This window comes from Marinobacter panjinensis (assembly GCF_005298175.1).
Classification (GTDB): Bacteria; Pseudomonadota; Gammaproteobacteria; order Pseudomonadales; family Oleiphilaceae; genus Marinobacter; species Marinobacter panjinensis.
Genome location: NZ_SZYH01000001.1, coordinates 447664 through 459488 on the forward strand (window position 1 = coordinate 447664; position 11825 = coordinate 459488).

At 55.8% G+C, this 11825-nt stretch carries 10 protein-coding genes; 7 read left to right on the top strand and 3 right to left on the bottom strand.

Going from position 1 to position 11825, the window contains the following annotated elements; genetic code table 11:
- The first annotated feature begins 33 nt into the window (after nt 1-33).
- On the top strand, nt 34-1095 hold the full coding sequence (locus FDP08_RS02030; RefSeq protein ID WP_228263212.1) for an NAD(P)H-dependent flavin oxidoreductase: 1062 nt from the start codon (nt 34-36) through the stop codon (nt 1093-1095).
- A 56-nt stretch (nt 1096-1151) separates the two neighbouring features.
- Here the strand turns inward: FDP08_RS02030 and FDP08_RS02035 are convergent, their stop codons facing one another.
- Entirely contained in the window at nt 1152-3260 is a 2109-nt protein-coding gene (locus FDP08_RS02035; protein WP_137434373.1) for a putative bifunctional diguanylate cyclase/phosphodiesterase, read from the bottom strand.
- Nucleotides 3261-3671: 411 nt separating this feature from the next.
- On the opposite strand from FDP08_RS02035, the gene FDP08_RS02040 reads away from it, so the two are divergent.
- Nucleotides 3672-4082 (top strand): ACT domain-containing protein, encoded by a 411-nt coding sequence (locus FDP08_RS02040; RefSeq protein WP_137434374.1) that lies wholly within the window; start codon nt 3672-3674, stop codon nt 4080-4082.
- A 124-nt stretch (nt 4083-4206) separates the two neighbouring features.
- Here FDP08_RS02040 and FDP08_RS02045 read toward each other — a convergent pair whose 3' ends face one another.
- Nucleotides 4207-5199, bottom strand: coding sequence for a DNA replication terminus site-binding protein (locus FDP08_RS02045; protein ID WP_170978955.1), 993 nt, complete (start codon nt 5197-5199; stop codon nt 4207-4209).
- Between the two features lie 469 nt (nt 5200-5668).
- On the opposite strand from FDP08_RS02045, the gene FDP08_RS02050 reads away from it, so the two are divergent.
- Both FDP08_RS02050 and FDP08_RS02055 read left to right on the top strand, forming a co-directional pair.
- Complete coding sequence (locus FDP08_RS02050; protein ID WP_170978956.1) at nt 5669-7600, top strand: LVIVD repeat-containing protein; 1932 nt, start codon at nt 5669-5671, stop codon at nt 7598-7600.
- A 246-nt stretch (nt 7601-7846) separates the two neighbouring features.
- Nucleotides 7847-8158 (top strand): hypothetical protein, encoded by a 312-nt coding sequence (locus FDP08_RS02055; RefSeq protein ID WP_137434377.1) that lies wholly within the window; start codon nt 7847-7849, stop codon nt 8156-8158.
- 79 nt (nt 8159-8237) lie between these two features.
- Here FDP08_RS02055 and FDP08_RS02060 read toward each other — a convergent pair whose 3' ends face one another.
- Nucleotides 8238-8597: a nuclear transport factor 2 family protein gene (locus tag FDP08_RS02060; RefSeq protein WP_137434378.1), complete on the bottom strand. Its 360-nt coding sequence runs from the start codon at nt 8595-8597 to the stop codon at nt 8238-8240.
- A gap of 277 nt (nt 8598-8874) precedes the next feature.
- Here FDP08_RS02060 and FDP08_RS02065 point away from each other — a divergent pair, with 277 nt between their 5' ends.
- The 3 genes from FDP08_RS02065 to FDP08_RS02075 are packed head-to-tail and all read left to right on the top strand — an operon-like array spanning nt 8875 to nt 11790.
- Nucleotides 8875-10347, top strand: coding sequence for a YVTN family beta-propeller repeat protein (locus tag FDP08_RS02065; RefSeq protein ID WP_137434379.1), 1473 nt, complete (start codon nt 8875-8877; stop codon nt 10345-10347).
- 52 nt (nt 10348-10399) lie between these two features.
- Nucleotides 10400-10978, top strand: coding sequence for an RNA polymerase sigma factor (locus FDP08_RS02070; protein ID WP_137434380.1), 579 nt, complete (start codon nt 10400-10402; stop codon nt 10976-10978).
- Nucleotides 10975-11790, top strand: coding sequence for an anti-sigma factor family protein (locus FDP08_RS02075; protein WP_137434381.1), 816 nt, complete (start codon nt 10975-10977; stop codon nt 11788-11790). Before FDP08_RS02070 ends, FDP08_RS02075 begins: the two co-directional genes overlap by 4 nt.
- The last annotated feature ends 35 nt before the right edge of the window (nt 11791-11825 follow it).

An 11825-nucleotide genomic window follows, 5' to 3' on the forward strand; every position in this document is an offset into this window, starting at 1 on the left:
TACCCCGGTCCCGCCGAAACAAGGAAATCTCTAGTGGCTATTCGATTGACAGAAATCTTGCGTATAGACCATCCCATTATTCAGGCTCCCATGGCAGGGGTTTCAACACCCAGACTGGCAGCTGCGGTGTCGAACTCAGGCGCCCTGGGCTCTATAAGCGTCGGCGCAAGTAATCCTCAGGCGGCCAGGGCCATGATTGCTGACACCAGGGCGCTTACGGATAGGTCCTTTAACGTGAATGTTTTCTGCCACCGTCCCGCCATCTCTGATATTCAACGGGAAAGGCAGTGGCTTGGATATCTTGCCCCGTTTTTTGAAGAGTTTGATGCAGAGCCACCTTCCTCCCTGAGAGAGATCTACCAGACGTTTTCCAGTGATTCTGAAATGCTGAAGACACTGGTGGACGAACGCCCGGCCGTTGTCAGTTTCCATTTCGGGTTGCCGCCGCAGGGGCACATAGAAGCTTTGAAGAAGGCGGGTGTCTTTCTGATCGCAACCGCAACAACAGTGGAGGAGGGCGCACGAATCAAGGCAGCCGGTATCGACGCCATCGTTGCCCAGGGACTGGAAGCCGGTGGCCACAGGGGAATGTTCAACCCGGAACTTGGGGACCCCGGGATTCTGACGCTGGAGTTGGTGCAGGCGTTGAAGGCCCGGGTGGATCTGCCGGTTATTGCCGCTGGTGGCATTATGGATGGCAGGGATATCAGTAAAGCCCTGGCTCTTGGTGCGGAGGCAGCTCAACTGGGTACTGCTTTTGTATTGTGCCCGGAGTCATCAGCCAACGAAGGCTATCGAGACAGATTAAAAACGGTAGAACCTGGAGACACCCAGATCACCGCAGCCATCTCCGGAAGACCTGCCAGAGGTATTATTAACCGCATGCATCGGGAGATAGGCGCTTCAACCGCCCCAAGGCTTCCGGACTATCCGATTGCCTACGATGCTGCTAAAGCACTGCACGGCGTTGCAAGCGCAAAGGGTAGCGATGATTTTGCAGCTCATTGGGCCGGACAGGGGGCGAGCCGAGCAAGGGAAATGGCGGCAGCGGATCTGATTGAAGTGTTGGTGAGTGAGATGCACGGGAACGCTTGAGAGTACCGGGGGAATCGGTCGTCCAGGAAGCCCCTCCTGAGCTGAATCTCTTCAATTCAAGAGGGCGCTTTCTGGCAGCGTTTTCGTAGCAATGCCTCGAATTCCTCCTGGCGTAGGGGGCGCGAGAACTTAAATCCCTGGGCGTAGTCGCAGCCGACACGGGAGAGGAATTGCAATTGCTCGTCCGTTTCAACGCCTACTGCAACCACCCGGACGTTTATAACGTGGGCCATAGCGATGATGCCCTCCAGTATGGGGTCGACCTCGCCCCCCTGACCAGCGTCCTTGATCAGCTCTCTGTCCAGCTTGACGCTGTCCAACTTGAATTCGTGAAGAGCCAACAGGGAAGATGGTTCAATACCAAAACCGTCGATCGCCAGTTTTAGCGGCGAACCCGGTAAACCCAGGCTCTTGACCGGATTGAACCCAGAGGCTCGAAGATTGTTGAAAGAGGCCGGGGTGAGTTCCATCATGATCCCGCTTTCATCGCCGCTAGTTTGTGTCAGCCGCTCTCGCCATTGGTCCACAAGGCTTCTTGTCACAAAGGAGGCGGGTGATTCGTTGACGCTGATCGAAAGCTCTTGCTCATTCAGCTCGCGCCACCGCAACTGGCAGATCGCTGCCTGTTCCAGTACATAGGCAGTGATGCTGTCCGTCAGGCCGCTTTGTTCCGTCACGCCGAGAAAGGCGTCCGGAGTCAACAGGCCTTTGCGCGGATGATTCCATCGGAGCAAGGCTTCTGCCCCGTATATGGCGCCGGTGCGGATGTCGATGATGGGCTGGTAGTAGACCTCCAGCTGGTTATCCCGGAGAGCATCATACAGTTCCCGGCTTAACCGGATATCTTCTGATTCGCTCTTCGCCATCGAAGGCTCGTAAACCAGAACCTGGTGGCCTCCCTGTTCTTTGGCGCCGTACATGGCCTGGTCGGCATTGTGCATCAGTTGGTCGATATCCTTGCCGTCGTCGGGGAAAACGGTCAAGCCGATGCTGCCGGAAATGTGTATCCGGTGGGAGTCCACCTCAAACGCCTGTTCCAGACTTCTCAGAAAGGCCTTCGCCGCTTCCTCCGCACCCTTCCTGTCGGTTTCCTTTAGGATCAGGGTGAATTCGTCTCCACCGAGGCGGGCCACGGTGTCCATGGCCCGCACTACAGTACTCATGCGTTCGGCCACTTGCGTCAGAAGTCGGTCACCGGCCTTGTGGCCGAGCTGGTCGTTAGCCTGCTTAAAGCGGTCGAGGTCGATGAATAGCAGGGCAAAGGAACTGCCCATTCGTTCAGCCTCCAGCAGGGTCTGCTCAAGCCGATCCAGGAACAGCCGCCGATTGGGGAGGCCGGTGAGCAAATCAAAATTGGCACTTCGCCAGACCTGGTATTCAGCCTGTTTACGCTCAGTAATGTCCCGTGAGGTTTTGACGACAGCTTCAACCTCGTTCTGGTCGTTACTGACCGGGACCAATTGGCAATCGAGATATACCTCGCGACCAGACGGATAACAGTGATGATATTCCCTGAGCTGAGTCTGACCGGTAGAAACGGCTTTGGTGATCGCGTCGTGCAACCCTGTGGCCAGGTCCAGAGCCAACTCCCGTGGGGTTTTACCAATAACCTCCCGGTGCGGCATATTGACCAGATCGGCCATCGCGGTATTGATAAACAGGTACTTGCCAGCGGGGTCGAATATCGCGGCGGGGTCCGGAGAGGCTTTCAGCAGAGTTTCGATCAGGCGTGTTTCCTGTTCTTTGAGGGCTGAGAAGCTGGACACGGAATTGGCAATCAAATGGTCGATGGACTGGTTGAACCGCACCAATTCATCGATGTCCTTTGGGGTGAGGCTCTGCTGTTCATCACTCCAGACCTCGGTAACCCTGGCCCGCAGGGCGCGGAATTCCTGAACCATCTGAAACATCGAAAGACCTTGTTCGACACGATCCATGGCATGGGCTGACGAAGCGGGAGCTTTGCCTAGCGCCTTGCGGGCCGACTCGTCCCTGGTCTGGGGGGAATCGAGGTCTCGGTGTATGTACTCCAGCATCGAGCGAGCATGGTCCCTGAGAGCGGGGCTGTCTTCGCCCTTCAATTGCGGGGCGATTTTCAGAGCGGCTTCTTCCCAGTCTTCGAGCAGTTGCTCCATTCTCGTGTGGATGAATTGGACCAGCTTCATAGCGAGGGGCCTCCTCCGTGATATGGCGGCGCGTACCGAAATGGTTCACAAGCCGTCAACATCCGTGGCCCGTGTAGCCCGTTAAACGTGGTTTCAGAGCCTATGTCAGGGGTACATGTCGACTATAGTTAGGGTGATTAACCCGGGCAAGCTTACGAACGTGAACAACAGGCAACTTTAACATAACCCTGTAGCGTGAAAAGCAGACCTGCGACTGGGCCCGCGAGGCGGTCTCCCGGCACGATCAACCCGCACGCACATATTCGCGCCACCGCCCGGACAGCTCAAACGCGCTGAATTTTGTCTACAATGAATGGACCTACAAGCGAGGAGGCTCTTAAACACCTAAACGAACTCAGAAAGTGGTACATTTTCGACATGCCCACGACATTTGGCCAAAGGATCTGCAAGATGAAGCGACCAAAGTTTCTACAGGATTTGATCAAGCAGCTCTCACCAAAACTGGACTCGACGACCTATGTCTATTGCACAGTTCCTCGGGCAAAGTATGGCGAGCTGGAAAAGCTGAAACCTATTGTCAGCATTGCCGAACTGGAAGGTCTTACCCTGGTTATTCCTCTGGAGCAGGCCAAAGCCGAAGGCCTGGACTACTACAGAGTCTTCCGACGCATTACGCTCGAAGGCCACTCCAGCCTTGAAGCCCTGGGGCTCACATCCGTGGTAACAAGCCTGCTTGCAGAGCGGGGTATTACCACTAATGTCATAGCAGGGTTTTATCACGATCACATGTTCGTGCCCAGCGATCGGATTGATGAGGCCCTGGAGGCACTGAAGGAACTCGCCAGCAATCCCAGTGGCTAAATACACAAAGTGCCGAACAAACCAAAAATAAATTCCAGATTAGAGCCGGTCATCTGATCGCAGCTCCAGCCAATGCGATCGAATACACCTGATGATTACACCACGTCGTCCACACGATGATCTCCTATGTGGAAGAAAGCACCGGATATATCGGCAGCAACCAGGAAATGGGCTCATCCGAGGTTTTCCGATCAGCCCGTCTGGTGCGTTTCTTCGCGTTAATCGCGTCGTACACGCCTAGCGTCCCCACTTTTACCGGCGTGGTTGGATTGAGCACAATCAGTGGGGTGTGCGCTTCGCGCAGGGAAACCGGTTGATCGAACTTCTTTTCCTTTTCCCATTTTTCGCGGCGGGCATCCCGCTCGGCCTGGGACAGGCGCCAGCGAATGTTAACCATGGGTCGGACCACCAGTGTCCGTCGCTGGCGAAGTTCGGTGTCAGAAGGCAGTGAACGCACCCGGTTCAGCTCCCTGGAAATGTTCCATTGCCACTGAGTGGGATCCATTCCCTCCGGAGCCGGATCGTTCATGATTTTGTGGATGCGTTCGATAGCCTCGGATACGGTCACCCTTTTGATCTCTGTTTTCACTCCCCAGGTGAAACTGAGGCTTTGAATCACCGGCTTTGGGGGTAGGGCAGTGTAATGACGCACGAGCTGGAGGGTCACCAGCATGTGGTGATGATTGTGCAAAAGTTCGAACCGATCGTTTCGGGTACCCAGCCTGGGAATGAGTTCCTTGATCTGGTCTTTCAGGACGTTGGCCTGTGCGATCTGGCGATCGATCATCTCGGCGTTTGTGTCGCTGCAACGAACCACAATGGTACCGGGCGTCCGGGCAACAACTTTGGTGGAATGCTCGCCATCGCCATACCAGTCGGTCAGGGCGAACATGGCCCGGTCGAAGGCTTCGGTTCCGGTGAGCAGCTCCGGTTCTATGCGTTCCGGCAGGTCCGTTGTTTCACCTTTTTTCGGACGGGGAACGACAGCGACCTTTGCCAGGACAATGTCACACTGCCGCAAATTGAACTGAAGATCCGCCACGACGGTCTCCAACGCCTCAATCCGTTCGTTGATTTGGTCGATCGCTTCAAGTTGTGCTGAGCTGTACTGGGACATAATCGGCATCAGGTTTATTTCAATGCTCCATAATATACCAACATGCACTTACGGTTCTACAAGAGGCACAGCCTGATACTCCGCGTCATTCCTGCGACCTCGGCTTGCTTTGAAACTGGATAGTGGGAGGAGGGCAGGTTAACCCCGGAGGGAAAATGTCAAAACCCATCATCAGCAGGCGGTCATTTGACCGCCTGCAACCAAACAGACTCAACATTGGGATACATGCTTTTCGGGGTCAGGGTCATCCCGCTGAGCCGATAGATACAATAAAGTGTCAGAATGCTTTACGTATTACTCACTCCACCGAACCGCTGGTTAGCGTAACTCACTAAAATTATGCCGATACTGTTGGATGGCATGCATGTGGCTTGTTTTTCGTTGGTCTAAAAAGACCACACAACTCATGTCCGAGGGAATTATGTAGTCGTCGCGACAACAACAAAAAATGAGCAAAGGGAAGGGCACTATGAAGCAATTAAAAGCATTCAGGCTTGGTTTGGTAGTCTTTTCAAGTTTTATGGCATTTTCGGTTCTAGCGGCACCGCCCCCGTTGGTTACCGACGACCCCCACGACGAATCCCATGACGAATCTCCAAATCTACTGAGCATTTCTGACGGCTTCGTTCGGTCCGATCCGAGCGCCCCCCTCATGGAACGTGATGCAGCGGTAGCCGGCATCATCAGTGATGCGCCGTTCGCCAAAGTTATCAAAAACCTGGCTGAGGCCGGCCGCGGCGAACGACTTGCCACAAATGCCACAACCGATGTTTGGGCATTGGGCAACTATGCGTACACCGGCACTTTCAATGATCCTTGTGGCGGCGACCCGAACGCAGGCATCTGGATCTGGGACGTTCACAACAAAAACAAGCCGGAATTTGTCGATATCATCCAGTCACCGGTCGGTAGTCGCACCAACGACGTACGGGTGGCGTCATTAAGTTCGGGCGATATCCTGGTACATTCAAACGAATCTTGCGCCGGAGGCCCTGGCGGATATGAGGTCTTTAACGTTGACGACCCATCAAATCCGGTCCACCTGGCGTCAGTTCGAATTGACGACCCAAATCCTCTAACTCCATTTATCTTTGGGTCCATCGCCGACGTTGGTGTGCACAATCTTTGGCTCTTCAGCCAGGGTGCACAGGACTACGTGGGCGTAACGACCGAGACTTTGTACGGCAACTTCCACATATACGAGATCACTGATCCAGCCAACCCGGTGCTGGTATCTTTCTGGGGTGCTGAAGAGTTATTCGACCAGGGTGTAGTTGCCAGCGGAGATATTGGTCGAAACGTGGATGCCGCCCTCTGGCTTCTTGACGGATTTGGTGCTTCTGCAAACCGATTCCTGCACGACGTCACCATCACCGCCGACGGCACCAGAGCTTACCTTGCCAATTGGGATGCGGGCCTGGTTCTCCTGGACATCAGCGATCCGGCTAATCCTCAGGTCGTTTCAGTAGCCCTGGATCCAGCCAATGGCTCACTCGATGGCGAGGTCAACAGCCACTCAGTCTGGCCCAGTGAGGACGGCACGATCGTGGTCGAAGGTGAAGAGGACTTCAGCGCCTGGGAGGCCACGGTTGCCCCTGGCAATGTGACGTTCGGCAACGGCAACCCCATTCCGGGTGTGATGGCGGCAACCTCGACGGGCGATGCATTTGAAGCAAGCCAGACAGGCAACGGCGGGTTCATAACGGCCTCCAGCGTGGAAGTTACAAGTGGGCCGCTGACCGGCTCGGTCTTCGGGGCCAATGAATTCAGCGGAAACAACGTCCCGCTTGGTGAAGGTTCGTACGCAGGTAACTTCGTCTGGATAGGACAGGCTTGTAACGGCGATCCGATTCTCAATCCGCTCGGAGCCGGTGATATTGCTGTCGTTCGCCGCGGTGCCTGCTCGTTTGCGGAGAAGTCCGTGAACGCGTCAAACGAAGGAGCTGGCGCAATCGTCGTGACCAACAACAATACAATCTCTACACCTTGGAGCGGAATTCGTATCTGGAACTATTCCGACCCGGCCAATCCCGAACTGGCCTCGATTTTCGACACCGAGTGTTCGGCTTCGACCGCGCCTGGAGGCAATTGCGACGCCCGAGGAACCTATTCGAGCCATAATGTCCTGGTTGAGACCAGTGGGAATAAGGTAAAAGCGTATATTTCCTGGTATTCCGATGGTGTCGTGGTAGTGGATGTCACCAATCCGTATGCTCCTGTTGAAGTTGCTCGATACCATCGCGCCGGTGCCGAGTTCGAAGCTGAAAACGGCGGCATCCAGGATATCTGGGGAATTTACAAGGTTCCGAATGAGCCATGGATTTATGCGTCTGACCGTAACGGTGGTCTTTATATTCTTAAAGAGTACGGTTCAGGTTCAGCGAAGAAGGGTAAGAATTAACCGAAGCGGCGACTTTGGTGACTGGAGGCGGTGCTCGGCACCGCCTCGTCAAAAAGGAAGTCATAACAACTGATAGGGGTCGCAATCATGAAAAAAATATATGCCGGCGCCATTGGCGCTTTTGCAATCTGTGCAGCCTTCACTGCCGTGGCAGAGACTGAGAAAGTCGACAGCACTCTCTATTGGGTACAAGTTGACCCTGGGCGAGCTGTAGAAATGCCAAATGGTACGAAAGGCAGAACGGTTATGAGAAACCATGTAACCGTGGTTCAGGCAGATGGCGACGTGTCTAGCCAGTGGTGCACTGGACACCAGGGCGTCGATGGGTCAGGGCAAGCTGGAGGCGCCGGTTATTGCACGAGTATCGCGGACAACGGCGACATGCTGTACGTTTCCTATCTGCTGGGTTCAGAAGAGGAGCCAGCGACCTGGACAGTAATGGGCGGTACTGGTGCCTATGAAGGCGCCACTGGTAGTGGAACGTCGACCATTACGTCCCGTCGCGGCGATGGGCGCGCCTGGACCAGCCAAGCGCAGGGAAGCATCACAACCAAATAGTTGGTTTTGGATGGGCGGGGGCTCTCGAGCACCCGCTCACCGATGGATCGCGGCATCTCTGGACCGGTAAACGCGGAACTCAGAACGCGCGTCTCCACTGCTCCGTATCGATAAACCAGCGCTCTTCGTAAATCTTGTCGTCCCGGAAACGGAACAGCACCGACAGTTGGGAGCCACCGATCTTCGACGATTTCCATTCGACGATCGAGACCACCTCGCCGTCGCCTTCCAGGTGCCGAAGCTCCGTAATCTCGAAGCCCGGCGGGAGCATCCCGCCCAGACCGTCCAGGGCCGACCGAAACGCCTGCCGACCTTCCAGAGCATCGTCTTGTCCCGGCATCACCAAGACCATGTCCTCGACATAGTCTTCCACCAGGCCATCGAAATCCCCGGCGCCAATGGCGTCCCAACCTCGTTGTACAATTGGCGTTAGTGTCATTGTCTTCCCCTCCATCTGATGTTTTCGGACGCACGGTTGCGACTCACACGCGAGTGAATCAGAAGTCTCATCAAAGGGGCTTCTGTATTGACATTATAGTCTTTCCGATAAATCGCAAATGGGGGAATAAATTGCGTACCAGTGACGCCTTGGTAGAGGACTGTAAACATTTTTCTGACCCCGTGAAGCTTGCGCGGCCGATACGCTACGAAGTCACAGCAACGGCCGCCAGTAGCTGAATGCTTCGCGGTTCAACATGTGAATCAGGACTCTAACAATGGTAAACCAACGTATTTCGCCGATGTTAAAACTGGTGCTTTCAATCGGTCTTTTCTCCGGCGCCAGTGGTGTCACAGCAGCGCCGGGAGAAGAGAGTATTGCCCGGGGAGAAGAGGTCTACAGCCAGCAATGCGCCGCCTGCCATCAGGCCGGAGGTGAGGGCATTCCCGGGTCGTTCCCGCCTCAGAAGGAGCTCGCTGCAAACATTTTCAATGCCAGTGGCGGTATCGGTGGGCGAGACTATCTGGCCCATGTGCTGCAATACGGCCTGACCGGCCCGATTAACGTCGATGGAACAGCGTACAACGGCAATATGCCCGCCTGGGGCGGTTCGCTCAGCGACCAGCAAATCGCGGATGTCCTGAATTACGTGTTAACGGCGTTTGGCAATCGGGAGCGAATATCCCCCGATTTCCAACCCTATACCGCCGACGAGGTGAGCGCGCTCTCTGGCAAGGATCTCTCCGGGAAAGACGTCCACCAGTTGCGTCAGGCTGTCATGGCAACTGATGAGCAGAGTTCAGGCTCGGCCGCCTCTCAGGATGCGTCAGCTACTGGTACGGCGGCCAAAGTGTCATTAGAGCAGGCCGTTCCTGAACCGATCTATGCTGCAGTTCAGAATTCCGGTGTTGTTGAACGTTTCCCTTCAAAGTCCACCTGGCCGGGTGTGGAGGGCGCTCACTACACGGCGTTGAGCCCGGACGGTAAACAGCTGATGGTGTCCGGGTTCAAGACCGGCAATGTCTACATCATGAACACGGATAACGGCGAGATTCAGGCGAGCTTTCCAATCGGCAAGGTGGTGCAGGGCGTCAAAGTGTCCCCCGATGGACGTTATGGCCTTGCCGTGGCAACCACGCTGGGAGAAATTGCCGTCATCGATATGGAAACCCAGTCATTGGTCAAAAAGGTCAATGTGGGTGACACGCCCCACAACATCATTTTTAACGAGGATAGCAGCCTCGCGTACGTTACCTTACAGGGCGAGGGCGCATTAGCCGTGGTGGATATGACAACGCTCGACAAACAGCGCGACATACCCACGCCGGGGCTGGATAGCCCTCACAATATTGATATTTCCGAGGATGGCCGTCGGTTATGGATTCGTGATTTCGTTGGCCACGTGGGTGTGTTGGACCTGGACAGTGAGAAGGTTCTCAAGGTATTCAAGGTCGGCGCAGGCCACGGAGGCATCGACGTGATTCCGAACAGTCGGTATGTGGCCACGGGAGCCATCTCTGCTTCCCGGGTGACGGTGATTGATGCTGACAGCCTCACTGTCGTGGCCAACCCGGAAGTCGGCACCGGGCCCCATGGCGTGCGCGCAAGCGCCGACGGCCGTTACCTTTATGCGTCCGTGACGGCAGACAATCTGATCACTGTTATTGATGTGGAGTCCCTGCAGGTGGTACGCCAGGAACCTGTCGACGGCAAATTCCCGTTCTGGGTTGCTGTTCCCGGCAACCCCTGAAGGTACAGCCCCATATAGGCACTCATACAGGCACTCTATATAGGCACTATGGATGCGCAAAGCCCGGAGTAAACAGCAGTTCGATGCCCTGACTCGCCCCTGGCGTGACAGGATGTTCGCTGTCGCGCTGCGCCAGGCCCAGTCGCGGGAGGTAGCCGAGGACTGGACCCAGGAGGCCTTGCTTCGGGCGTGGCGTGACTTCGCGCAGCTTACGGATCAGGTGGCGGTGTATGCTTGGTTGCTGAAGATCCTGAATCGGGTGGTGGCTGATGACGTGCGGCGTAACGCACGGCGCGACCAACTGGCGCCGATGCTCACCACCGGCGACGCATTTTTGCAGCAGCAGGCCTGTACGTCCGCCGGACCGTTCGAGCAGGCCGTGCAAACGCAAAGCAATGACCAGTTCATGAAGGCGGTGCAGGCGCTACCGGATAATTTTCGCCAGGTTGTCTTGTTACGGGATATTGAAGGACTGAATTATCAGGAAGTGGGAGAGGTTCTGGACATTGCACAGGGTACGGTTATGAGCCGGTTATCGAGAGGGCGGCGGCTTTTAGCCAGCCTGCTCATCAGGACGGAATCCGCCGATGGATTGGCTGCAACCTCTATACACGGCGGTAAACCCACATGAACGATGTCGAAAAATCAGAAGCCGGGCGCTTTTCTCAACTCCACCTCGAACTTCAGGACTGGCTCGCAGGCTACGTGGATGGCGAGCTGGATGACCATCACACGGCCTTGGTGGAGGCGCACCTGGCCGGCTGTGAAGCCTGTCGTGGGGACGTTGCCCGTCAGCAGATCATGAGTCGGCGCTGCCAGGAGGTGCCGACAACCCGCATGCCGTTTGAGCTGCATAAGCGCCTGGATAATGCGCTTGCAGACGCACCGGATTACTCCGCCCCGGCCCCGAGAACAACCACCAGGTTCAATCTCAGGCAATGGCTGACCGGCTTGTACCGTCCAGCGGTGGTCGGTGCCGGAGGATGGGTAGTGGCACTGGTGCTCGCCGGGGTGCTGTTGTTGCCCGACGTGGGCCTCAGGAGTCACGACCATATCCGGATGGTGAGTGATGCGTTGGCAGACTATCAAAAGGTGGCTCTCACGGACCTGCCTGCGCTGGCAAATACCGCTGACATTTCAGCTCCAGCCAAGTTGGCAGGTGGTCGTCTACTTGCGACCTGGCACACCACCGTGGGTGGTGAGCCCGCTCAGGCCTTTGCCATGCGCCGGGGCAACAGTCTGGTGATTCAGTACCGCATTTCGGAACATGTGCTGTTCAGAAACCCTGACGTGCGGCAGGCCATGGCCACAATGGGCGGCTACCGTACTCACGAAAACCAGCTCGAAGTGTTGGCCGTGCCGATGAAGGAAGCCGGTTTACTGATTGTCGGGCCAGCGAATGCGATGCCGGCCACCAGTGACTTGGAGTTCGAATCTATTTAGACAGTAGACGACCACAACGAATCGGTCGTCTACGC

Excerpts from the sequence above, each read along its gene's own strand:
- FDP08_RS02035 (WP_137434373.1), bottom strand. The coding sequence starts at position 3,260 with ATGAAGCTGGTCCAATTCATCCACACGAGAATGGAGCAACTGCTCGAA.
- FDP08_RS02040 (WP_137434374.1), top strand. The coding sequence starts at position 3,672 with ATGAAGCGACCAAAGTTTCTACAGGATTTGATCAAGCAGCTCTCACCA.
- FDP08_RS02045 (WP_170978955.1), bottom strand. The coding sequence starts at position 5,199 with ATGTCCCAGTACAGCTCAGCACAACTTGAAGCGATCGACCAAATCAAC.
- FDP08_RS02050 (WP_170978956.1), top strand. The coding sequence starts at position 5,669 with ATGAAGCAATTAAAAGCATTCAGGCTTGGTTTGGTAGTCTTTTCAAGT.
- FDP08_RS02055 (WP_137434377.1), top strand. The coding sequence starts at position 7,847 with ATGAGAAACCATGTAACCGTGGTTCAGGCAGATGGCGACGTGTCTAGC.
- FDP08_RS02060 (WP_137434378.1), bottom strand. The coding sequence starts at position 8,597 with ATGACACTAACGCCAATTGTACAACGAGGTTGGGACGCCATTGGCGCC.
- FDP08_RS02065 (WP_137434379.1), top strand. The coding sequence starts at position 8,875 with ATGGTAAACCAACGTATTTCGCCGATGTTAAAACTGGTGCTTTCAATC.
- FDP08_RS02070 (WP_137434380.1), top strand. The coding sequence starts at position 10,400 with ATGCGCAAAGCCCGGAGTAAACAGCAGTTCGATGCCCTGACTCGCCCC.
- FDP08_RS02075 (WP_137434381.1), top strand. The coding sequence starts at position 10,975 with ATGAACGATGTCGAAAAATCAGAAGCCGGGCGCTTTTCTCAACTCCAC.